Below are 23,587 nucleotides of genomic sequence, written 5' to 3' on the forward strand. Positions count from 1 at the left end.
TGAGCCGCGCATCCTGCTCAGAGGCAGGATGCGCGGCTCACGTGTTCTCTATACGGTACGGCTTCGTCGTGAGCAGCTAGTTGTACGGAGTCCTGCCGCCGGTAAAGGCATAGGCGCAAATATAGGAGGTCACAACCCCCAACACGATGGGGACGGCAATAATGGTGTCTTCACCGAAGATCCATCGATAAAAGAACCACAGCGCACAGCACGGTATCAGCAGAAGCACGAATACCAACCCAAAACGCTGGGTCTGTTTTTTATGACGCATGATGCCCCTCTCGAAGTGCAAACAAAACGGTAAAACTCTTTCCTTATTGTACGGGTTTTCAAGGGTAATCCGTAGATGGGAAACACAAAACCCGCCGCACTCTGCCCGCTGGCAGAAGACGACGGGTTACGCTGAGCCCCCTGTGGGATTCGAACCCACGACCTTTTCTTTACGAGGGAAATGCTCTACCCCTGAGCTAAGGAGGCACACGATATACGAGCTATATGGCGCGTATACCATCGCCAATATTAGCAGAGATTACAGGGCAGGGCGAATATGACCCATAACTCGAAAGGGGTGCGTTCCCCCGCAAGATATGGGAGGATAAAACGAAGATCTATTATCTTTACGGTAAAGGAACCCTCATGACATCTATGCTCAATCGCCGTACCGCGCTTTCACTCGGGGTACCCGCTCTCGCAGTCGTATTCTCCGCATGCGCGAACGCCACCTCAAATTCCGGGGCAAGCGCATCCGCAAGCGGCAGTTCAAGCTCTAACGCCAGCTCAAGCGGCTCAGCAAACAGCGCTCCCTCGGGCGATGCTTCCGGCAGCGCTAGCGCCGGGGGAGAGACAAGCGCATCCGGTTCGGCTTCGGCCTCGGGTGACTCCGCCAAAATGACCGCCACCAAAGTTGGCGAGCGTGACGAGGTTGGATACCACCTCAACACCCCCAAGCAGGGTGCGCCCACCGTGACCCTGTACACCGACTACCAGTGCCCCTACTGCGCCAAGGCCGAACCCACCTATGAGAAGGTTGCCAAGGACCTTGAGGGCACCATGAATGTGACCGTGCGCAATATGCCGCTGTCCGCCCATAAGAATGCCGTACCCGCCGCGCAGGCCGTGCAGGCGGCAGAACTTCAGGATAAGCACCTGGAGATGGCGAATAAGCTTTTTGAAACTCAGGATTCCTGGAAAGATGTGAGCCGGACTGATCTGGCGGGAGTTCTCCTCAGCTATGCTCAGGAACTCGGGTTGGATGAGGAGAAATTCAAGACTGACCTGGTCGATCCAAAAACCATCGACTTGATCAAGGGCGATTTTGAGTACGGCCAAAAGATCGGCGTGAAGGGCACCCCCCAATTTGTGGTGAACGATAAGCCTCTTGAGAATGTGGATTCTTCGACCTCCGCTGAGGATATGGTCAAAAAATTCAAGAAAGCCGCAGGACTGAACTAGTCTTTCGTGATGGATGAAAGACAGCGAGAGCGTGCCGCGCTGGGCGTTCACCTGAGTGTGAGCGGTCAGCGCGGTCGCATTCTTGAGGACGGATTCAGCGAGCACGGCTATGTGCTTGACATCGGTGGTGCCGAACAATCCCATGTTGATGCTGCTGATGCGACCGTCGTGTTTTACGAGTATCTGCGACGCATCGCCAATGTGCTGGATGTACTCGCACCGCCGCGCGAACCCGTGACGGCTCTTCACCTGGGGGCCGGGGCGCTCACGCTCGCCCGCTATGTGCAGGCCACGCGCCCGGGGTCTTCGCAAGTGGCCGTCGATTATGAGCCACAGCTGATGGGGTTTGTGACCGAGGTGCTGCCGTTGCCCGCAGGTACCCGGTGCGAGTTCGTGGTTGCGGATGCGCGCGCCGTGCTCCCCGAGATTCCCGCGCTTTTCGGCGCTCATGCCGCATCCGACGACGGCGTTTTTCGCGGGATCGACGCTATTATTCTTGATATTTTTACGGGCATGGATGCGCCCGTCCACCTTGCCAACGCCGACTACTACGCCGAGCTGCGTGAGCTTCTGAGCGCTCGCGGGGTACTCGCCGTGAACGTGGGCGATGATGCCGGGCTGCCCTTCTTTCAGGGGCAGGCGCGCGCCCTATTGGACACGTTCGAGCATGTGTGGTGCCTGTGTGATTCTTCCATGCTGAGCGGTGAACACGAGGGGAACCTGGTGCTGATCGCAACCGCACGCGAACTCGACGAAGACACCGCCGATGCGCTGTTCGCGCGGGGACCGCATCCGGCGGAGGCGCTGGGTACCGAAGAACTGCGGGATTTTCTGGGGTACCTGGCCGAGCAATAGCTGCCCACGCTGCCCGTCGCAGAACCGGCCCGGCACGCAGCGTAGTATCCTGTGGCTTACTCCGGCAACGGCAGGGGAGAGGTATGCTCGGGAGGTTCGTTCCTCCGGTAAAAATCCGAAGTTTCGTCCGCAGGCGCCGAACCCCCGGTTGTCTGGGTAATTCCGATACTTGCCGTGATCAGCAGGATAATCGCAACCCAGCGCATCAGACCGGTTTCCTGACCTAACAGCGCCCACCCCGCGAGCGCCGCAATCGCCGGTTCCAGGCTGAGAAGCACGCTGAAGACCTGTTCGGGAAGGTGCCGCAGGGCTGCCAACTCGCTGCTGTACGGTACGACCGATGCCAGCAGGGAGGTTCCGATGATGAAGAGCACCAGTTGGGTATCGTGCGTAACGCTCCAGAGCGCTACGGGGCCGGGGAAAAGCAGGGCCCCGGGGACCACACAGATGGCTCCCACGGACATTGCTACGGCGAGTCCGCTTGCACCGGGCACGAGTTCGCCGACTGAGGCGCTTGAGCGAATGTAGAGTGCCCAGAATGCGCCCGCGATCAGGGCGTATAGTACGCCCAGCAGGTCCGTTTCCTGCCCGTGTACCGCCTCGAAACCGAGTACCGCCATGCCTGCTGCCGCGCAGAATACCCACACCAGGTCGCGTTTACGCCGCGTGAGGATAGAGGCCAGCACGAGCGGACCGGTAAACTCGACCGCCACCGCCAGCCCGAGCGGGATGCGAGCCAGCGCATTGTAGAAGAAGCCATTCATGAGCCCGAGCGTGACACCAAAAATGAGCATGGCACGCCACTGGCGGGAAGACCAGCCTAAGAATCCGTCGGATGTTTTTGCGGGTACTGCCATATATGCGGTTTGTGTACCTGCCCGATGCGCCCGCCAGCGCCCGGCAATCCAGACCGCCGCTCCTACCGTGATCGCGGCGAGAAGCAGGCGCAGCATCGTGACGAGCCACGGACCAAAAAGCGGAAAAAGGTGCACCGCGAAAGCCGCGCCGAATTGCAGAGAAAGGCATGAGATGATCACAAAGATGATGCCGACGCTGGGGCGCTTGCGGCGACTATGAGGGGTGAGGCTGGTCAAGAAACCTCCTAGATCACAACGACAACAGGCGGCGGTACCACGTGAGAATAATGGTACCGCTACCTGCATATTGTTGTAACCTAGGGCATACCCCAAATGTGAAGTATATTCTACGTTTGGGAGGAGCCTTCTGGCCGGGTTTCTTTAGCTTGCCGATCGAGCTTGATCTGCTCGGTGGTGGGCAGGGTAATCACCCCGGTCTTCTGCACAAGGTCGGCACCGATGCTGTCAACCGCGCCAGGCAGGAAATGCGTAATTGTCTCCGCTGTACCTTCCTCAAGGGCCCGGCGTTCCACCCGAGCGTGCGATATCGTAATCCCGATACTTGCCGTAATCAGCATCGCAATTGCAATCCAGCGCACCGCATCGGTGGGTTCTTGCAGAATAATAACGCCCACCAGCGCCGCCGCGGCAGGTTCCAGCGAAAGCACCACGCTGTATACATTCGAGGGGAGCATGCGAAGCGCCGAAATCTCGCCCAGTGCGGGAAGCGCGGATGCCAGAAGTCCCATCGCAAAACCAAGCGCCAGTAAGGCGGGGTCGGTGATAACTTTCCCTAAATGATTGCCTGTGATGAAGAAGGGGAACGGGATAACTAAGAGTGTGGAGACAAGATTGCCCATCACCATACCGCCCATCCCCGGAATTGTGGCACCCACACGCTCCGTCGCCAGAATATAGGCGGCACGAGAAGCGGCGGTTAGAATAGCGAAAAATATACCTATCAGTGCGAAATCTTCGGGCTTTGACTGCGACTCTGCCGTCAAAATAGCCATACCGGTAAAGGAAAGGAGAATCCAGATCAGGTCGAGTTTTCTTCGCGAAAGAACCGTTGCCAACACGAGCGGACCCATAAACTCGATAGCCACCGCGATCGCCAATGGAACCTGCTGAATTGCCACATAGAAGAAGGCGTTTGCACCGAAAAGGGCAACCCCCAAGACGATCACAGCAAGCCACTGCGGGCGCGTCCATTGACGAACTTGTGGGCGGAAAAAGAGATACAGCAGAAGCGATGAGGTGATCATGCGCAGCGCCACCACACCCCACGCGCCCAGATCGCCCATCATCGTCTTAGCGAGCGCAGAACCGAACTGTGCCGAAATGATGGCGCCGATAGCATACGCCATACCGAGGCCCTGAGTCGCCAGTGGCGAGCGCGCCGAAGCAGGAGCAGACATATAGGTTCCTTACTATGTGAAGGCCGGTGTTAGTGCCATTGCTGAACACCGCAGAAGACGCGTCGGAGCGCCTGAGTGAACGAGTGTGTTGTGTAACCTAGCTCAATTCTAAGCCCTCGGGGCGAAAAGCCGAACTAAAACGTCATACCGTGAAATTTACTCCATCATAAAATCTGCCGAAGGTAAACAACAGAAAGAACTGTGCCGCATTGAGATACCAGCTCTGGGCTTGGGCTTATATACCGTACCGAAGGGTTGGTGGGCAATATCGATGTCATGCATAGTGTGCACAGGTAGAGCAGGGGAAAGTAGTGCTTGACGCACTAAAATCCAGGTCAGGATGTGTTATGAATGCGGCGGAATACTCGCTGGGCGGAATAAGCGCCGTTTCTGCAGGATGCGGTACCTACTTTGAGTCAAAACGTGCTTTACTGGCATTATGCTAAACCCGAAAAAGTCCCTTTTTGACGATAACGGCAATCCCCGCCCGGCACTTACCAAAACGCTTGATACCGTTCTGCGCGTTCAGCGCCCCTTGGCGCTGTCGATGGTGAAAAGTTTGCGGTCGGGGCATCCGGATGAAACCCCCGAAAAGATTCTGCGGCGCCTTGAACGCAACTATCTGCGTGACGTGACCGCAATCGGTGGGGTAACGGGCGCATCCGCCTTCGTGCCCGGAATCGGAACTGTGACCTCGATGAGCCTTTCGGCGCTCGCGGTCGGCGGGTACCTGGAGAGGACCGCGCTATTCGCGCAGGCGGTGGCTGAGCTACACGGCGTGCACGTGGAAAACCCCGAGGTTGCACGTTCGATGGTGATGGCGATTATGCTTGGTGAGGAAGGCTCACAGCTGATGAACACCGTGCTGCTGCAGACCGGGAAGGCGAGCGGCGTTTCCAATCGGTGGGGCATGCTGCTGGGCGGTAAGTCGGCGGGCAAGACTTTTAGTGTGGAACGCACGATTCGCAATATGTTTATCAAGCGTTTCTTGACCCGCCAGAGCGGAGCCCTGCTGGGGCGTGCCCTGCCGTTCGGCGTGGGTGCGGTGGTCGGCGGTGGCGCAAACTTGGCGCTGGGGCGTGACGTGGTTAAGAGCGCCCGTAATGCGTTTGGTGATGCTCCCGCGTTTTTCCCAGCTGAGCTGATGCTTACTCCGCGCGCCCCCAAGTTTACGTCTGACGAGCAGAAAAACTCTCACGGACCCAAGGTTACGCGAGCACTGACCAGTAAGTTCAAGCGCACCAAGGCCGATACGAAGAACCACGATGCGCACGCTCACGGGCTGCAAAATCCTGGCGCGCAGCATCGCAAGACGATGGAGAACTAGAAGAAACTAGCCCCTTGCCCCTGCCTGCCGGTATTTCGCGGGTAAGAGCGCCCGTTTTGCCGCGGTTTCCACGAGACGTACACGGGATGTTGTTAGATTAGCAGCATGCTAATCTAACAGTTTTCCGTCAAAGTGCGAAAAGTTGTTAGATTAAAGCATCCTTAATCTAACAACTTTTTGTGTTTTTAGGTAGACTTGGTGGTGACGTTGGTCAAGAAGAACACTTCAACCGCCCTGAAACCTACTGTTGTGGAGACGGCATGATACTTTCAGAACGCAGGCGAGACCTTGAAAAACAGGTCGCCGAAATCCTTGCTTCGTATCGAGACGGGCAGCTTCACGCGAATCGAGAGAGCGCATCCATAGATTTCAAAGAGGAAGCAGGACGCCGAGGCGCTGGTGGTATTCTTCTGCCTGGCGAAACACGTAACGCTGAAGCAGCATCAAAACTTGCAGATGAAGTCGCGTGCTTTGCCAATACACCCGGCGGAGGCGCCCTGATCCTAGGCGTTGAAGACAGTCATGGAACGGTACTGGGCACCGAGCTTGATACTGAATGGCTGCGCCAGCGTATTGATGAGGCGGTACAGGTCGCCCCCGATATTGTGGAACACCACCTTGGCGGAGCCCAGGGTCTGCGCGTGCTGGTTCTCTACGTACCCCAGGCCAAAGAGCCTGTGTATGATACCGGTAATAAGCTGCGGTGGCGCGTTGGGGATCACTGCAAGCCTATTGACCGCTCCCTTTGGTGGGAACACCGTGAAAATATGCGGGAATACGACGAAATGGCTCAAAGCACCCGCTACACGGTTGAAGATATTCCACGCTCCACCATGAACTATGTGCGCGCCCTGCTCGGAGCCGATACAGCCCTCACGGACCGCGAGGTCTTGCAGCGTTTGGGCGCGCTGCGTTCCGATGGAAAGCTCTCGCAAGCCGCCGCGCTCACCCTGTGCCCCGCATCCCGAACCCTACTTGAACTCACTATCTTCGACGTTCCCGCCGGGTCAATCCTCAATACTGTGCGACCCGACGCTGACCTGCCGCTGCTGGAACAAATACGGCAGATCGAGCAGGCTCTGCAAAACGTAAATACACAAATTACGCTTCCCACCGGGTTTGCGCACCGCGCAGTCCGGCAGGTTCCCGAAAACGCTGTGCGCGAGGCTATTCTCAACGGCATTATTCACCGCGACTGGAACAGCTCTGAACCTACCGATATCCGCTGGATTACACTCGATAATACCCTCGTGGTGCGAAGCCCAGGCGGATTTTACGGTGGAGTTACTGCGGATAATGTGCTCAGCAATCGTTCTGCACGATACCCCGCGCTCGCCGACCTATTCCGTGCCCTGACCCTTGTGGAGAAACAGGGAGTGGGGGTTGATCGGATGTACCAGTCCATGATGGTTCTTGGGCATCTGCCCCCTATCTTCGCGGAAGTGGCGGGTCCGCATATTGAATGCACGCTCGTGGGAGGAACACCAGTACTGCCTGTACTAGAGGTCGTATCAGCGATTGTTCCTACCGCACGTCAGAAAGACGTGGGAATCGCTATTATTCTCAGCTATTTGATACAGCACCCTTTTATCACATTGAAAACTTTGGCCGAACGGCTGCAATCTTCTGAAGAATCAGCGGCGCTCACGCTGCGGGCTGCCGAACAGACCGTTATTGAGGGTGTTCCGCTGGTAGCCCGTCTTAAAGAGCAACAGGTGTGGGTTCTGGGTGAAGGTGCGCTTAATCTTGCTCAGAATGCTCGGGGCGAGAACGACCACTATGTGCTGCCCTATCTGTCACGATCCGCGCAGGCTATGCACGATGTGATTCGGGCGTGGTGCGACCTCACCGGTGCAATCACAACGGGAGATTTGATGGAGCTGACGCATATAGCCCGCGGTACCGCCAAAAGGGCTTTAGACGCTCTAGTCGATGAAGGTACTCTAAGGCAGGAAGGACAGGGTCGTTCCACAAGGTACGTTATGGTTCATCAGGGGCGGTAATCTGCTGAATTTCTGTAGGTGGAGTAGTTGATGTTAGATTAGCGGGGTGCTAATCTAACAGTTTTCCGTCAAAGTGCGAAAAGTTGTTAGATTAGAGCATCCTTAATCTAACAACTTTTTGTGTTGAGGTGGAAAACTGGCGAATAATGGGTGTTCTATAGCCCCTGTCAGAACCATAAAAAGGCTCTTTATTCACATAAAGCATTGGAAAAACCGCTTTATGTGAATAAAGAGCCTTTTTTAGGACGTAGAGAGTGGGCGATAAGGATTGAAGGAGTTTAGCCCTGCGCATCCTTCGCGTGATCCACCAGCTGCGCGGCGATGCCGTTGTACGTATGCGGGGTCAAGTTCGACAGCCGCTCCTGCGCCTCGGCCGACAGGCCCAAAGTGCCCACAAATTCTTTGAGGCGCACCGCATCCACCCGATGACCGCGCGTCAGCTCCTTCAGACGCTCATAGGGGTTCTCCATGCCGGGGGTGCCCGCGATTGCCTCCGCGCGCATAACCATTTGAATGGCCTCCGCCAGAACCTCCCAATTGGACTCCAGATCGGCGGCAATAACGTCGGCGGCAATATCGAGGCGCTGCAGACCCTTAATCACATTGGAAATCGCCAGCACCGAATGCCCAAATGCCACGCCAATATTGCGCTGCGCCGAAGAATCGGTCAAATCACGCTGCCAACGCGAAGTCACCAGCGTGGATGCCAGCGAATCGAAGATCGCATTGGAGAGTTCAAGATTAGCTTCCGCATTCTCGAAGCGGATCGGGTTCACCTTATGCGGCATCGTCGACGAGCCCGTAGCACCAGCCACCGGAATCTGGCGGAAGAAGCCAATCGAAATATAGCTCCACACATCGGTGCACAGATTATGCAGCACACGGTTGAAATGCGCCACATCAGAGTACAGCTCCGCCTGCCAGTCATGCGATTCGATCTGTGTGGTCAGCGGGTTCCAGCTAAGCCCCAGATGCTCCACGAAACCCCGCGAAATAGCCTGCCAGTCAGCCCCCGGAACCGAGGCGTAATGCGCCGCATAGGTGCCCGTCGCGCCGTTAATCTTGCCCAAAAATTCGGTGGCGGCAACATGGGAAATCTGGCGTTTCAAACGGTACGCCAGCACAGCCATTTCCTTGCCCAGCGTGGTGGGTGTTGCGGGTTGGCCGTGCGTGCGAGAGAGCATCGGAACATCCCTGCCGGTCTCTGCGAGATCCAGCAAAACCTGCACCAGATCGCGGGCGGCGGGAAGCCATACATTCTCGACCGCGTCCTTAATACCCAGGGCATAGGAGAGGTTATTGATGTCTTCGGAGGTGCACCCAAAATGCACGAGCGGCACCAGATGCCCCAGCCCCAGCGCTTCAAGGCGGCGACCGATATAGTACTCGACGGCCTTCACATCGTGAACAGTGACCGCCTCAATCTCGGCGAGTTCGGTGACGGAATCGGCGTTGAACTCGGTCACGATAGCGCGTAAACCGGACTTCTGCTCATCGGTGAGCGGCGTGAGCCCGGGAAGAACGGCATGCTCGCACAGGTATATGAACCATTCGACTTCTACGTGAATGCGGTCGCGGTTCAGCGCGGCTTCGGAGAGGTAGTTCGTTAACGGCGCGGTCACAGGGGCGTAACGCCCATCGAGAGGACCGAGCGCAAGATTACTGGTGCCCAGGTCGATTCTTCCCGAGGGCAGGAGCGTGTTTTCAGGGTGAGACATACCTCTATCTTCGCACGTTTTGGCGTAAAAGGTCAGATTGGGTGTCTTCTATGGCGGCTGGGGCGCCGTGTCTGTCTTGAGCACAGCGTCTCGGGAATTTTGGGTGTCTTCCTGTGATTCGACTAAGGCGTTATTTATGGGATGCGCGCTCTGCCACGCTTGTGCGGGCCCATGTCATATTCGGTCATGCGAGTGCGCGCATCCAACGAAATCGAAAGAAATAGCCTGTGGATAATCAGCGAAAGTGTCCCACTACGGCAGGTTATCCACAGGGCAACGAGAGAGCGGGTATTAACCTGTGCCGAGCCTTCTAGGGTGAAGGTAAACAGGTACAGCATCGGTCACGCGCACGGGTACTCAGGCGTACCCGTGCGGCCGCACACCGGGAGCCGCCCGCCGTACACAAAGAGCTAACGAGGAAGACATGACAGCCATCGCACCCGCACCAACGCCCCAGCCGCATACCGGCGATATTCCCCCGGGCGCGCATCCGCCCACGTCCGCAGATATTCTGCGTGCCGCCGGTGACATGGGGATCGGTACCAGCGCCGCAACCAGTTTTGCGGCGTCTTTGCAAGGACTAGCGGGGCAGGCGCGCAGTAAGGGTCAGGAACTCGCCGCCAGCTTAGAACAGCATGCTGCGAGTATTCAGACGATGCTTCACAAAGCCCACGGTATGCGTGCCGAACACTGGAAATCCTCGGCCGGGAGAGCCTATCGAAACGCATTAGAACAGCACGAAAAAAGCCTGACCGAAACTCACCAGCAGGTACAGCACGCAGCCGAGGATGCCCGCCGCGCTGGCGAAGAAGTTGCCGCAGCCTTGGAATCCCAAGCAAACACTATTTTGGGTGCCGCCGCCGGATTAGACGGAATGCTCAAAGGCCTGCTGAACACCACCGCCGATACCCTCGACAACCTGAACCCCTCAGACATCATCAAATCCTCCGGTGCGCTAAACGCTCAGCATGCTTTGGATCAGTTACTCAATTATTCGCAGGTTCCCACCGGGCTCTTGCAGAGCTCGGGCATTCACTAATCGCTAGATAACAGGGAAGGACTCACGATGAACACTCCGGGACAACAAATAGCAGCCGGTGGGGACGATAAAACCATTAGCGTTCTGCTGGAAGAGCTACCGCAGCTCGCACAGAATGTACACCAGCTAGGCGGCGACTGCGGGTCATTACCCCTGCCGCTGGGCGGTATCGCGGCGCAGCTTATGCTTTTTCTCGGCACCAACGAGCACGGGCGGCAAGCCTCGGTCATGACCACCTCTGCCGCGGCGACGTTGGGGGAACGAGCCGTTAAGCTAGAGGCAACCGCCAGCGCAATAGACACCTGCTCGAAGGGCTACCATCAGGCAGAAGAAGCCGCGAAGGGACTGTTCAACCGCATCGGGCTCACTCAGGACGGGAAGATGCCTAACGGCATGTCGCAGGAAGAGTGGATGCGCAACGCGATCATGCATCCGCAAGGCGCCTTCAACGACATGTGGTCCTGGGAAAAGTACGAGCTTGGATATAGCGCCGCAGAGAGCATTTTCGGGTGGGGTATGCGCAGCGGCAACCCCTATATTATGGGCTTTTCCGCACTGACGGCGATTACCCTCTTCGGGGCGACCGCCTACCAGGATATGCGCGCCAACCCGGAGATGGCGCGCAGACGTATAGCTCGAAAACTCGAAAAAATGGGTATTCCCCGTGAGATAGCCGAACGAATTGCGAATGGGAAAATGCCGTGGCTCGGGAAGAAAGAACAGGACAACAAGAACCGCGGTGAACTCAAGAACTGGCATCGTGATAAGGCAGAACCGACGGATAAAATGCCCCGCACCCGCGCCGAGATCGCCCAGAATATGGAGCGCGTGAGCAAGGGAGACCTCTCGAAAAAATACGAAGGCGAAGATAAAGACGGACACGGTTATTCGGGGATTGAGGTACAGGTATACCGAGACCCCCAAACCGGGCGCAAAATTGTATACGCCTATATCCCGGGGACGGACTTTTCCAATAAACCTGGCGAACCCGACGGTATCCAAGGCACCCTGCAAATAGGCGCCGATACTCCGAACGCTTCTATACAAGACAGCCATATCATGATGCGTGCCCTAGACCGTGCGCTAAGAGACCAAGGCGTAACCTCAGCCGATGATGTGATTCTCGTAGGACATTCCCAAGGTGCGGCTATCGCCTATAACGCCGCCAATAACAACGAATTTGCCTCACGCTACCACGTGAGCGATGTATACACTTTCGGCGGCCCCGTACAAGCTTTACCAGACCGAGGAAATAAGACCTTCCGCGTGCATCAAACCAAAGACAAAGGCGATCCTATCCCCGCAATCATCAGCGGTCAGACGTGGAAGGAACGCCCAGGTGACTCGACCGTGATTACTGATCGCAGAAGTTTTCGCCAGGGCGGAGATCCTAAACCACATGAAATGACTCACGATATGAGGTTTTATCGTGAATCATTAGAACGGAATACTAATGCGCAGAAACCTATGGCGGCTATCCCTCAAGGTAACTACACCTACGAAGGCGGAAATGTCTATAACGCTACCTCTGAGGGAGGACCTTCGTTATGGGAGAGCGGAGCCGCAACATTATCAAATGAGCGTGGTGTAAATCCTCAAGTAGCTGGAAATATGGGGATTGACTTGGCTCAAGATAAGGCACGGTCATGGACACCCGATTTTTTGAAACCCAGTATGGATGCGCTTGATCCACGAAAGCCCGTCGATTACACGGACCCGAAGATTTCGGGACTGCCCGCACCGGTGCAGAACCCCGGTACCGCAGATACCCAACACTCACCTGCAGCATGGCATGCTCCCGAGTCGCTGGAGAACATATCGGGGCCGAAACCCATGCCGTACAGCCATCAAGGGGAAGGGATCATACCTTCCGGGGCGGGCTCCCACGCCGAACCGTATTATGCGCCGCGCCTGCTGGATGACCTGCACCTGCCCAAGCTTGACATACCTCACGGCACGGGCGGAGGTGAAAACCTGTTGCCGAACCTTGACCTGAAAACACAGGAAGGATACCTGCCGCCGCTGGGGGAGCACCTGCTGGGCAACCCCACCGAGGCACCGCACCTGCACATACCGCAGAATCAGCTGCAGCCCGATGGTGAGACCGTAACCCCTGCCGATACCGGCAGCCGTATGCCGACCAACACCCCAGATCCTAAGATGCGCACCTCACACGACCCCAGGCTCCTGGGCGCACCGGCATAAACGCAACCGCGCCCGATCGGCAGAAACCCGCGTGACCTAGCGCAAAAATCCGGGGCGGGGAGGAGAGCGAGCACTATACTGTGGATATGAGTGAATCACACCAACCGCAGACATCACCGATTCCCCCGCGCCATATTTTTGCGAACCTTCCGGCCTATGTAGCAGGAAAACCCGCGCCGCAGGTTGCCGGGCTAACCCAGTACAAACTATCTTCCAACGAGAACCCTCTCGGACCCGTACCCAAGGTCGCCGAAATTCTCAGTACCTTCGATGCGGTACACCGCTACCCAGACCCGCTCTCAACGAAGCTGCGTGAAGCGCTCGCCAAGCGGTTCGACCTGGATGCTGAGAACATCGTGACCGGCGCCGGAAGCCTGGGTGCACTCAACCAGATTCTCAAAGCGTTTGCCGGAGTCGATGCCGACGGCGTGCAGGACGAAGTCATATACGCCTGGCGTTCCTTTGAGGCATACCCCATTCTGGTGGGGCTGCTGGGCGCAAAAAGCGTGCAGATTCCAAACCTGCCCAACGGTGCCCACGATCTGCAGGGAATGCTCGATGCGATCACCGACCGCACCCGCGTGATCTTGGTGTGCACCCCTAACAACCCCACCGGGCCCGCCGTCACCGAAAAACAAATCCGCGAGTTCCTAGCGCAGGTGCCGCCTCATATTGTGGTGGTGCTCGACGAAGCATATTTCGAGTTCTGCACGGTATCACCCGTACCCGACGGGGAAGATGCACCGCTGGACGGTCTGCGCCTGTACCGTGAATACCCGAACGTGATCGTGCTCAGAACCTTCTCAAAAGCACAGGGACTTGCGGGGCTTCGCGTGGGGTACTCGGTATCGCATCCGCAGCTGACCCAGTATTTGCGGGTGAGCGCCACAACCTTCGCCGTCACCGCCGTGGCAGAGGCCGCCGCCGTCGCCTCCATAGAACATGAAGATCAGGTGATGGAACGTGTACAACACCTGGTGACTGAGCGTGAGCGCGTGGCCGCCCGGCTGCACGAGCTGGGGTACAACATTCCGCAAACCTACGCCAACTTCGTGTGGCTTCCTCTGGGAGAACACACCGCAGAATTTACCGAACTGGCGCGCGCTAACGCCCTAGCGGTGCGCGCTTTCGACTCCGAGGGCGTGCGGGTGAGCATCGGCGAAGATGAGGCAAATGACCGCTTCATCAGCATCTGCGAGCAGTTCCCGCACAGAGTCTAAACTCCCTCAACTCGCGGGGTTGAGCTATGTCGCCGAGGGCTCGGGAAGAGACCGTGTGGACTCTCGGCGACAACACTTAGAATGCTCCTCGCTCACGTAAGTATTCCGCGAACCAACATGCACACAGAAACGGTGCATTACGCCAGAAGGAAAGCATAGAAAACCGCACAATAAACCTTCACTTCGTTCTTAAGCGAGTAAAATAAGAGGAAATATGCCCAAGCCTTCCGCCCCGCGTGCCGAAACTCTCTGCGTGCGCTCGGCGTGAAGGACAGCTCGTATCTGCGTGGAGGATTGATGCACGAGAACGAAAAATATCCGGGAGTACCCGAACGCATCCAGCTGATGGATGAGAACGGCAAGGTACACGAGAACCCCACCTTCAGCTCTTATGTGCAGGACGTAGACGCAGAACAGCTTCGCGAGGCCTACCGCCTGATGTACATCACCCGCCGCATCGACGACGAAGGAACGGCACTTCAGAGGCAAGGGCAAATGGCTCTGTGGGTGCCCAGCCGCGGGCAAGAAGCGGCACAGGTCGGCTCCGCACTGGCATTCGCCCCCAACGACTATATTTTTCCCTCCTACCGTGAACACGCGGTCGCCTTTGCCCGCGGCGTAGATTTCCGCGAACTCATCACGGTTTTCCGCGGTTCACACACCCACGGGTGGGACCCTAAAAAACATAACTTCCACGTCTACACCAAAGTGCTTGCCGCACAGATTCCGCACGCAGTCGGCTACGCCATGGGACTGAACTTTGATGCCGATATTGCGGCGGAAACCGGGCAGCTGCAGACAGGCCAAGGGCAGGCTACCAACCCCGATAACGACACCGTGAAACCCGCCGTCGGCGTCTACTTTGGCGACGGTTCCTCCACCGAAGGCGAAGCTCACGAGGCCATGGCCTTTGCCGCATCCTACGATGCCCCCGTACTCTTCTTCGTGCAAAACAACCGCTGGGCTATTTCGGTACCCTTCGACGTGCAGTCGCGTGTGCCCATCTCAACCCGCGCCCAAGGCTACGGCTTTGAAGGACTGCGCGTTGACGGCAACGATGCGCTCGGCACCCTCGCCGTCACCCGCTACGCGCTTGATAAAATCCGCCGCGGCGAAGGCCCCGTGCTGATCGAGGCGGAAACATACCGCCTGGGCCCGCATACCACCGCCGATGACCCCACCAAATACCGTGACGACGAAGAACTCCAGCAGCGTCTGAACGCAGACCCGCTGATTCGCCTGGAAAAATATCTGCGCGAGAACGGGCACGCAGATGATGCCTTCTTCGAAAAACTCGCCGAAGAAGCACAAGAACTTGCCAACGGGGTGCGCGAGGCGGCGATTGCCTCCGAACCCTATGAATTCGACCGGTTCTTCGACCGCGCCTACGCCGAAGAACACCTTCAGGTAGAAGAAGAACGCGAGTTCTACCGCAACTACGTCGCAGGTTTCGAGGAGGACTAAGAATGAGCGAGCAGAATGCACAGGTTGAGCGCCTGACCCTGGCGAAAGCGATCACTCGCGGCCTCGACGACGCAATGGCAGATAACCGCAAAGTCGTGCTGATCGGCGAAGATATCGGCAAACTCGGCGGCGTATACCGCGTAACCGAAGGGCTTCTGGCGAAGCACGGGCAGAAGCGCGTGATGGATTCTCCCCTCGGAGAGGCCGGTATTGTGGGCACTTCTATCGGCATGGCGATGCGCGGCTATCGGCCCGTAGCCGAGATTCAGTTCGACGGGTTCGTCTTCCCCGCCTACAACCAGATCACCACACAACTCGCCAAAATCCACAACCGCAGCGACAAAAAATATATTGTTCCTGTTACGATACGTATTCCCTACGGCGGCGTGATCGGGGCGGTCGAGCATCACTCGGAATCGCCCGAGGCGCTGTTCGCGCACACCGCCGGGCTGCGCATCGTAACACCGTCCTCACCGCATGACGCCTACTGGATGACCCGCAAATCCATTGAATGCGACGACCCGGTGATTATTTTCGAACCCAAACGCCGCTACTGGCTCAAGGGCGAGGTGAACTTTGCAGACACCGACTTTGACCCGTTCCAGGCGCAGGTGGTGCGCGAAGGCACAGACGCGACCATCGTGGCATACGGCCCGCTGGTGCCGGTAGCGCTTGCCGCCGCAGAGGCCGCCGTCGAAGACGGACGCTCGATCGAAGTCATTGACCTGCGGTCGATCTCCCCGATGGATGTACCCACCGTCGCCGCATCCGTGGTGAAGACCGGGCGCCTGATTGTTGCCCACGAAGCGCCGACCTTCGGGGGCATGGGCGGCGAACTCGCCGCCGCGATCACTGAGCGCTGCTTCTACAGCCTGCAGGCCCCGGTGCTGCGCGTGGGCGGCTACTATATGCCGTACCCGGTACCACGCACGGAGGACGAATACGTGCCCGATATTGACCGTATTCTTGAAGCCGTCGATCGCTCATTTGAATACTAAACCGTATATTCCATATTCCTTATATAACCCGCGAAGAATATTCCCGATAGGCTATATTCCCTAGCGAAAGGCATAAAATGTCCCAGATTTTTAATCTCCCAGATGTGGGTGAGGGTCTTACCGAGGCTGAGATCCTCACCTGGAAAGTCAGTGTTGGCAGCGAGGTCAGCATCAACGATGTTCTCGTCGAAATCGAGACCGCCAAATCCGTTGTGGAACTGCCCTCGCCCTACACCGGCACCGTGGAGAAGATTCTGGTGAGCGAGGGCGAGACGATCGAAGTTGGGACACCCATTATCGCGATCTCCGGCAGTGCCGCATCCACCGCAGACGAACCGCAGGATGCGCCCACCGCATCTGCCGATGAGGGCGAGAGCGGTAACCAGGCACTCGTGGGTTCGGGACCCAAGGCCGATTCGGTGAAGCGCCGTGCCCGCAAGCGCCCCGCATCCGCAAGGGCCCAGAACGCCGCGCCGCAGGCCCAGGTTTCGCCCGCTCAGGAGATGCCGGTGGCGCATACCCCCTCGTCACCCGAGCCGCGCAATCAGGGTCTTTTCAGCGAGCTTGCCGAGCGCGCCTCCAAATTCGTAGAGAACAGCCCGTTCAATACGGTGGTGCAGCGTTTCCAGGGCGGGGCTGAGGTATCCGTCGTAACCGCACAGCCGACGCAGGAGCCGGTGCCGCATCGTCCGTCGCTGGCGGCGCCGCCCGTGCGTTTGGCAGCAAAAGAGCTGGGCGTCGATCTGGCAAACGTGACCGCCACCGGCTCGCGCGGGCAGGTGACGAAACAAGACCTGTTGAACTATGTGGCGCATCTTAACGATGTGCAGGAGTCCACGAGCCAGCGTTTCTGGCAGTCCCCGTCCGCACAGGGCGACCGCATGCAGCACATTCCGGTGCGCGGGGTGCGCAAGGCAACCGCGAAGGCTATGGTTTCTTCGGCGTTTAGCGCCCCGCACGTGTCGATTTTCGTGGACGTCGATGCCTCGCGCACCATGGAATTTATCAAGCGTTTGAAGAAGTCCCGCCACTTCGAGGGTGTGAAGGTAACTCCGCTGCTGGTGCTTGCCGCCGCCGTGATATGGGCGGCCGAACGGAACCCCCAGGTGAACGCTACGTGGACGGACAGCGAGATTCAGATCAAGCGCTTTATGAACTTGGGCATTGCGGCGGCGACCCCGCGCGGGCTGATGGTGCCGAATATCAAGGATGCGCAAGAGCTCTCTCTGCGCGAGCTCGCGATCGCCTTGAATAACCTGACGACTCGCGCCCGTGAGGGGAAGACCCAGCCCGCCGAGATGGCAAACGGAACCCTGACGATTACGAATATCGGTTCGCTTGGCATCGATACGGGCACCCCGATTATCAACCCCGGCGAGGTGGCGATCGTTGCCTTCGGCACGATTAAGCAAAAGCCCTGGGTGGTTGATGGTGAGGTTATTCCGCGCTGGGTCACCACACTGGGCGGTTCTTTCGATCATCGCGTGGTAGACGGCGACCTCTCGGCGCGTTTCATGGCGGATGTTGCCGCAATTCTCGAAGAACCCGCCATGCTTCTGGATATGTAGCGCTTACAAGTGCAGTAACGCTCAAGGGCGCCGAAGGAGACACGAATCCTTCGGCGCCCTGGTGTATTTTTTGGGTCTTGAAACCACACATATTCTGTTTCTGGAATATTCCCGAGTTGGCATATAGCCATATCGTGCACACAAAAATGGGGGCAGGGTTCTCATGTCGTCACGAAACCCTGCCCCAATCACTATATTCCCTATGGGTTATATGCCTGAAACGTTATAACTCCTGGTCCACATAGTTTTGTGCGTAGCGCTCCACACGACGGTGATAGATGCCGCCCATCAGGCCGCCCAGAACTGAGGCGATGAAGGTGATGCAGAGAACCAACGCAACCGAAAGAATAGCGCTTGCCGTACCGTGCTGCATATACCACTGCACGGAAAGGTTTGCGGAGCCTCCCTGGAAAACCTGGGGCGTGAAATAGGTGAGCAGACTTGCCGCAAACATGATCATGACCTGCCACAGCCACACCGAAATGCCCTGCTTTGCGCTGGAGAACCGCGCCATGCGACCAGCCACATACCCGCCGATGCAGTACGCCACCAGGTACGCGGCACCGGTTCCGATACCCTGCCAGAGAGCGAGCGCATCGTTCCCCGAGAATAACCCGCGCACAATAGGAGCCATGGAATCGTAGGGGGCTCCGTGATTAGCCTCGACCACGGTTGCCGTAACCCAGAGCAAAAACTGCAAAACACCCATTGCGGCGAACCAACCCATCAGCCCGGGAATAACCTGAAGTCGCCCATAGCGTGCTTTCTGAAGCTCGAACGCAGTTGCCGCCGTGAGAATGGGGGCGTGCTCGTCGGTATCCTCACCGTCTTCTATGAAGTAATTTTGCGCGGGGGAAGGAGCAGACACAGCCACAATGGCATCACTATCGCCGCCTTCCCTAGGCGTCGTTGGATGCTCGGGGAGCGGGGGAAGCGCCTCCGTACTGTAAGTAACCATGCTGCTAGGCACGGCGGGGCGTAACTGATCCACGGAGTCGCTACTACTGGTAGACTCGTCGGAATCCTCTAGCCAGCCGAAGGAAGAATCGCCGTCGCGTGAACGATCCTTGGCGGTACCCGCATCAGTCTTCATCTGCGCATTGGCGGATGAAGAGCTTTCCTCAAGATATTTCTGCTGGTCGGCGGCAGAGAGAGGACGGGTTTTCTCTTCGGCTATATCATCGACCGGTACATCCTTGGGGGAGAGCACAACGGTCGGGTCGTCGCTTTCAAAAGCGGCGTCCCATGCGTCATGAGAGCTCTCCCGAAGCTCACTCTGGTTCGTTTTATCCTTCGCGTGCGCGGTATTTTCTTCAGCAGGGGTATTGCGATGGGGACCTGAGGTATTCTTTGGGGTAGATGTCATGGTCTCCTCCATATCGGTGGTTGGCATCTGAGAATTTTTATCTATATATGCTCATAAAAACCGTAGCGCTTGTGGCGCTCAGTTTAAGGGTCGGAAGTTGAGCGATATTAAAAGTTATCAGCTTTAAGGCGCGCATAAAATTCCTGCGCCTGCGTTATTTCCTGTTCACTGTATTGGTGCGGATGTGCCGGTCGCTGCTGCGGGTCAATCGTGCGGATAATGCGCGCCGGATTACCGGCGACGATCGTGTTCTCGGGAACGTCTTTCGTGACCACAGACCCCGCCCCGATCACCGCGTTTTCGCCGATCGTGACGCCTCCAAGAATAATGGCTCCGCCGCCTATCCACACGTTATTGCCTACCGTGATCGGCAGGGCGCCCTCCCAAAAATTGATGCGATCCTGAACATTAATCGGGTGGGTGGGGGTGAGGAACTGGCAGCCGGGACCGACGAACACATAGTCGCCGATGGTAATGGGGGCTACGTCTAGGAACGTGGTGTTGAAATTGAAGAAACAATACTTGCCGATATGGGTATTGACCCCAAAATCGAAAGCAACCGGCGGGCGCATCTGGGTATGCTCACCCAGGCTGCCCAAGTAGTCGCGGAGCACATGCATGCCGTGGGCGTGCTCGCCGCGCGCATAGTACTGCTCGAAAAACTTGACCGCTTGGTAGATGGAATCGCCGACTTGCTTATTCTCTTCGGTAAAGCGGTAGGCTTTGCCCGCCGTCATACGTTCAAAAGCCTCGCTGAGGTTCTGGCGGTTGGGCTTGCTCATGAGTGAGTCCCTCCCATCCAGAAGTACATGATGAGGATAATTGCTAAGCCGATGAGAATCACGATGCCGCCCAGGATAGCGAAGCGTTTCGAGATTTCTCGGAGCAGCTTTTTAAACTGCTCATCGGTAATGTCATGCCTGTTGCTCATACACCTAGTATCTCAGAAAGGTCCCACCGGATGCAGGCTGCAGGCTTACTGCATAGTTCTCGCAAGAGGGGCGTTATTCCGGGTTAGATACTACTTCCGGACTTCTATCTATAGGATGTGGGCATTGTATTAAGGATTCAGTACGAACGAACCTTCATGTAAATTATATGCTAGAGTTTAGGTATTATGTAAATTTTTGCGCATAAAAATAATGAAAGGGTAAATCATATCTATGAAAGACCTCGATTTTTCGAATCAAGGTGCCACCATTGAGAAGCTTCAAGAACTTGGAGTTCTAGATCGCCTTGAAGCTATGTTTCGTATCCTGAGGGTAGCTGCCGATCGTAACGAGTTCATCCCCTACACTAGGAACACGACTAAAGGCTCTTTTCACTATGACCTTGTTCGTTCCGTCATGTCGCGTGTGACGCTCACCGGAGAATACCAGCTTGATGACGGTGTAGAGCCTCATACCGAGATAGATACACTCATGGAGGGTCTTCCGCCTGAAGCTCGTAATTTTCTCCCGCTTGAACCGACTCACGGCATCTACACGTGGAATACGTTTAAAAATGTTCCATATTGGGAAGTAGATGATTTCTGCTCTCTCATCGTTCAGAGTGCGAACCGATTTGAAGGTGGTGTTCAAGGTGTCCGCTGGGAGCGAAGCACCAAGCAGACCATAGTCGCAGAGACGCAACATTATGTAGGGGAAGATGCCCTATTCTCCCCTGAAGACTTTGACCTGGATGGTTTCGAAGCCTCTGTACCTATGCACCTGCCAGCGCTCGTGGTCGCATATAATATCTCTCCAGAGGGAGAGTTGCTAGAGGGTGTGATTGGGGTACCTACTCCGGCTCGCAACACGTCTGACACTCCGTGGCTCTGGACATACGACATCCTGGCTCGCCTCGACCGCAAAGTACAGGTTGCACCTACGGCTACTCAAACCAGCCCCGTGCCTCAAGAGCAGATTCCAGATATCGAGCTTCAGCTCAAGCGCGAGGCCACTCATGAGTAATACAATAACCACGCAGAAAGAACTATGTCTTCCTTCAATGCCATCTTTGACAAGAACCGGCTGGTCCTAGCACGTCAGCTTGCAGGAATCCGGAAGAACGAAATCGCAGCAAAGGCGGGCGTGAGCGCTTCTGCTATCACCACCTGGGAATCCGGTGCTCGGAAACCCACGACGGAGAATATTGAAGCGCTCGCAGATGCTTTTTCGCTTCCGCCTTCTTTTTTTGAGGTGAACGCAGAGTATCAGCACACAAAATCCCAAGACGTTGAAACTATTAATGGTCTTGTTGCCAGTAGCGCACCGCATTTTCGGTCGCTTCGGGCAACTACGCAGCTTCAGCGCGACCAGGCAGAAGCCTATACGCACCTTGTGCATGATGTGGCAGGGGCACTTTCACGGCATATAGATTTCCCCGAACGGCAGATACCGGATTTGCCTGCTGATCCTGAGGTGAAGAACAGCCCTATCCCTGAGCTTGCCGCGCAGCAGGTTCGTGCTGATTGGGGTCTTGGAACCGGTCCGATTCGCCATGTTATCCGTGAGCTTGAGAAACACGGTGCGGCGGTTGTATTCGCCCCTCAGCAGAGCGACGCCGTTGATGCTTATTCTGTGGATACCGGCTTCCTACCTATCGTTGTACTTCATCCCTTGAAGAACGACTATTACCGTCAGCGCTTTGATGCCGCGCATGAGTTGGGGCATCTGATTATGCATGCAGATGCGGAGCCCGGCAATAAAACTATTGAAGCGCAGGCGCACGAGTTTGCGGCTGAGTTCCTGATGCCCGCTGATTCTCTTCGGGAGGAGCTGCCTACTCGGATGACTGGTGCCGGTTGGATGAAGCTCAAGGAACTGAAAGAATATTGGGGCGTTAGCATGCAGGCCTTGCTCTACCGTGCCAAGTCGCTGGGGCGCCTGTCTGATACGTCGTACCGTAACGCAATGATCACGGTATCTAAGAATAAGTGGAGGGTGAAAGAACCTGGTGCTATTTCAACGCTGGAACAGCCTTCACTCTTTCCGCGGGCCCTTGAAATGGTTACTGAGAACGGAATTATCCCTGAGCTTTTGCGCGAGAGTTCACAGGTGCCGCCGGAGTATTTCGAGGTGATTACGTCCCGAGTGCCTTATACTCAGAGGATTCTATAGCCACATAAAACGAAAAGGGCTGGGTGCACACTGTCAGATGTGCATCCAGTCCTTTTGCTGTCTAGTAAGTCCTTATGTCGTGTGCGAGATGCCGCAAGCGGGAGCGTTTTCTTCAGTCGGGAGCATTTAAAATGCTCCCGACTGAAGAAAACGCTCCCGGATTGTGTAGGTAACTGGGGTGAGAGGCGGCGTGGAATTCAGAACGTTAGTCGAAGAGGGCATATCTTGAAAACAGGGATTATCGTTCAGGTAAATAAATACCTTAAGAACTTTTTGGATACTTTCAAGCAACCTTGGGGGTTACCTACTAAATAGCGGCTTTACCGCAGGGAACTGGCTAGGCGCTAGAACTGAACTGTGCTCTGACGGCGGCGAGAAAACACACGCACGAGCACGATGATAAAGACAATGCAGAGCGTAAAGTCGATGAGGGTGACAGCCTGTCCGAGCCAGTAAGCAACTATATATACAGCGTTTGCCCCTTCGAGATAATGACCGATAGCGTCCGACCGATACAGAAGCCTCAAGAAGATAAGCATGAAGAGGTCAAGCCCATGATGCAGCGCACCCACGATATTGGCTCCGAGGATAAACCCTAAATGCCGTGACCGCAGATAAAATACTGCCGCGGTGATCTGCAGAGCCCAGTAGAGGACGGTAACGAGGATAGGTGAGGATGTATATACCGGGAAATAATTGAGAGAACTCGGATAAAAGATGGCAAGAAAAGTCTGAGCCATGAGCGCAAGCGTTATACCTGCTAATCCCAAACGCATACCGTAGAGTTTCCGGAGAGGAAGAGCCGGGCGTGCGGTGCCCGCTGCTGAGCTCTGCGAGCTCGAATTCTGGTGCGTGGGATTATTGCCGAAAGACTTCTCACTCATATTTTCCACCGTAACATTGCGATGTGTGCTGATGCATGTGGTGTACGTCGTTGTATATCGAGACGCTTCTGGAATACGTGGTGGTAGGAGAGGGGGGGGAGTTAGACCGGAA

Annotated in this window: 20 protein-coding genes and 1 tRNA gene; 14 read left to right on the forward strand and 7 right to left on the reverse strand. The window is 56.4% G+C overall.

Annotated features, from left to right (window positions below):
* A partial coding sequence (locus HMPREF3164_RS11250) for a hypothetical protein (RefSeq protein ID WP_210398361.1) occupies positions 1 to 304 on the forward strand: 304 nt, incomplete at its 5' end.
* Positions 305 to 405: 101 nt separating this feature from the next.
* Here the strand turns inward: HMPREF3164_RS11250 and HMPREF3164_RS03055 are convergent.
* Positions 406 to 477, reverse strand: a tRNA-Thr gene (locus HMPREF3164_RS03055).
* A 159-nt stretch (positions 478 to 636) separates the two neighbouring features.
* On the opposite strand from HMPREF3164_RS03055, the gene HMPREF3164_RS03060 reads away from it, so the two are divergent.
* Positions 637 to 1,452: a DsbA family protein gene (locus tag HMPREF3164_RS03060; RefSeq protein WP_070448770.1), complete on the forward strand. Its 816-nt coding sequence runs from the start codon at positions 637 to 639 to the stop codon at positions 1,450 to 1,452.
* Positions 1,453 to 1,461: 9 nt separating this feature from the next.
* On the forward strand, positions 1,462 to 2,307 hold the full coding sequence (locus HMPREF3164_RS03065; protein ID WP_070448772.1) for a spermidine synthase: 846 nt from the start codon (positions 1,462 to 1,464) through the stop codon (positions 2,305 to 2,307).
* 56 nt (positions 2,308 to 2,363) lie between these two features.
* On the opposite strand, the gene HMPREF3164_RS03070 is transcribed toward HMPREF3164_RS03065, so the two are convergent.
* Both HMPREF3164_RS03070 and HMPREF3164_RS03075 read right to left on the reverse strand, forming a co-directional pair.
* Positions 2,364 to 3,401 (reverse strand): EamA family transporter, encoded by a 1,038-nt coding sequence (locus HMPREF3164_RS03070; RefSeq protein WP_070448774.1) that lies wholly within the window; start codon positions 3,399 to 3,401, stop codon positions 2,364 to 2,366.
* Between the two features lie 110 nt (positions 3,402 to 3,511).
* On the reverse strand, positions 3,512 to 4,582 hold the full coding sequence (locus tag HMPREF3164_RS03075) for an EamA family transporter (RefSeq protein WP_070448776.1): 1,071 nt from the start codon (positions 4,580 to 4,582) through the stop codon (positions 3,512 to 3,514).
* 439 nt (positions 4,583 to 5,021) lie between these two features.
* Between HMPREF3164_RS03075 and HMPREF3164_RS03080 the strand changes: the two genes are divergently transcribed.
* Positions 5,022 to 5,909, forward strand: a complete 888-nt coding sequence (locus tag HMPREF3164_RS03080) for a di- and tripeptidase (protein WP_070448779.1) — start codon at positions 5,022 to 5,024, stop codon at positions 5,907 to 5,909.
* Positions 5,910 to 6,169: 260 nt separating this feature from the next.
* Positions 6,170 to 7,912 carry a DUF5635 domain-containing protein gene (locus tag HMPREF3164_RS03085; protein WP_070448781.1) on the forward strand — a complete coding sequence of 581 codons (1,743 nt, stop codon included), beginning with the start codon at positions 6,170 to 6,172 and terminating at the stop codon, positions 7,910 to 7,912.
* A 278-nt stretch (positions 7,913 to 8,190) separates the two neighbouring features.
* On the opposite strand, the gene purB is transcribed toward HMPREF3164_RS03085, so the two are convergent.
* Entirely contained in the window at positions 8,191 to 9,630 is a 1,440-nt protein-coding gene (gene purB / locus HMPREF3164_RS03090; protein ID WP_004005639.1) for an adenylosuccinate lyase, read from the reverse strand.
* Between the two features lie 424 nt (positions 9,631 to 10,054).
* Here purB and HMPREF3164_RS03095 point away from each other — a divergent pair, with 424 nt between their 5' ends.
* From HMPREF3164_RS03095 to HMPREF3164_RS11550, 7 genes are all read left to right on the forward strand, one after another.
* Positions 10,055 to 10,669, forward strand: a complete 615-nt coding sequence (locus HMPREF3164_RS03095) for a hypothetical protein (RefSeq protein WP_070448783.1) — start codon at positions 10,055 to 10,057, stop codon at positions 10,667 to 10,669.
* Between the two features lie 27 nt (positions 10,670 to 10,696).
* Positions 10,697 to 12,874, forward strand: a complete 2,178-nt coding sequence (locus tag HMPREF3164_RS03100) for a hypothetical protein (RefSeq protein ID WP_070448785.1) — start codon at positions 10,697 to 10,699, stop codon at positions 12,872 to 12,874.
* An 86-nt stretch (positions 12,875 to 12,960) separates the two neighbouring features.
* Positions 12,961 to 14,094, forward strand: coding sequence for a histidinol-phosphate transaminase (locus HMPREF3164_RS03105; RefSeq protein WP_210391449.1), 1,134 nt, complete (start codon positions 12,961 to 12,963; stop codon positions 14,092 to 14,094).
* Between the two features lie 297 nt (positions 14,095 to 14,391).
* The gene (locus HMPREF3164_RS03110; RefSeq protein ID WP_070448789.1) at positions 14,392 to 15,558 is read left to right on the forward strand and encodes a thiamine pyrophosphate-dependent enzyme; all 1,167 of its coding nucleotides are present in this window, start codon (positions 14,392 to 14,394) and stop codon (positions 15,556 to 15,558) included.
* A 2-nt stretch (positions 15,559 to 15,560) separates the two neighbouring features.
* On the forward strand, positions 15,561 to 16,556 hold the full coding sequence (locus HMPREF3164_RS03115; protein WP_070448791.1) for an alpha-ketoacid dehydrogenase subunit beta: 996 nt from the start codon (positions 15,561 to 15,563) through the stop codon (positions 16,554 to 16,556).
* A 77-nt stretch (positions 16,557 to 16,633) separates the two neighbouring features.
* Positions 16,634 to 18,124 carry a dihydrolipoamide acetyltransferase family protein gene (locus HMPREF3164_RS03120; RefSeq protein WP_070448793.1) on the forward strand — a complete coding sequence of 497 codons (1,491 nt, stop codon included), beginning with the start codon at positions 16,634 to 16,636 and terminating at the stop codon, positions 18,122 to 18,124.
* A 320-nt stretch (positions 18,125 to 18,444) separates the two neighbouring features.
* Entirely contained in the window at positions 18,445 to 18,555 is a 111-nt protein-coding gene (locus HMPREF3164_RS11550) for a hypothetical protein (RefSeq protein WP_371440312.1), read from the forward strand.
* A 1,042-nt stretch (positions 18,556 to 19,597) separates the two neighbouring features.
* On the opposite strand, the gene HMPREF3164_RS03130 is transcribed toward HMPREF3164_RS11550, so the two are convergent.
* Both HMPREF3164_RS03130 and HMPREF3164_RS11155 read right to left on the reverse strand, forming a co-directional pair.
* Complete coding sequence (locus HMPREF3164_RS03130) at positions 19,598 to 20,272, reverse strand: sugar O-acetyltransferase (RefSeq protein ID WP_070448797.1); 675 nt, start codon at positions 20,270 to 20,272, stop codon at positions 19,598 to 19,600.
* Complete coding sequence (locus HMPREF3164_RS11155; RefSeq protein ID WP_004005629.1) at positions 20,269 to 20,421, reverse strand: hypothetical protein; 153 nt, start codon at positions 20,419 to 20,421, stop codon at positions 20,269 to 20,271. Before HMPREF3164_RS11155 ends, HMPREF3164_RS03130 begins: the two co-directional genes overlap by 4 nt.
* 232 nt (positions 20,422 to 20,653) lie before the next feature.
* On the opposite strand from HMPREF3164_RS11155, the gene HMPREF3164_RS03135 reads away from it, so the two are divergent.
* Positions 20,654 to 21,442, forward strand: coding sequence for a hypothetical protein (locus HMPREF3164_RS03135; RefSeq protein WP_070448799.1), 789 nt, complete (start codon positions 20,654 to 20,656; stop codon positions 21,440 to 21,442).
* Between the two features lie 24 nt (positions 21,443 to 21,466).
* Positions 21,467 to 22,591: a helix-turn-helix domain-containing protein gene (locus HMPREF3164_RS03140; protein WP_070448801.1), complete on the forward strand. Its 1,125-nt coding sequence runs from the start codon at positions 21,467 to 21,469 to the stop codon at positions 22,589 to 22,591.
* Between the two features lie 344 nt (positions 22,592 to 22,935).
* Here HMPREF3164_RS03140 and HMPREF3164_RS03145 read toward each other — a convergent pair whose 3' ends face one another.
* Complete coding sequence (locus tag HMPREF3164_RS03145; protein WP_070448803.1) at positions 22,936 to 23,475, reverse strand: potassium channel protein; 540 nt, start codon at positions 23,473 to 23,475, stop codon at positions 22,936 to 22,938.
* Positions 23,476 to 23,587 lie beyond the last annotated feature (112 nt).

Source organism: Rothia sp. HMSC08A08, from assembly GCF_001808385.1.
In the GTDB taxonomy this organism is placed as follows: domain Bacteria; phylum Actinomycetota; class Actinomycetes; order Actinomycetales; family Micrococcaceae; genus Rothia; species Rothia dentocariosa.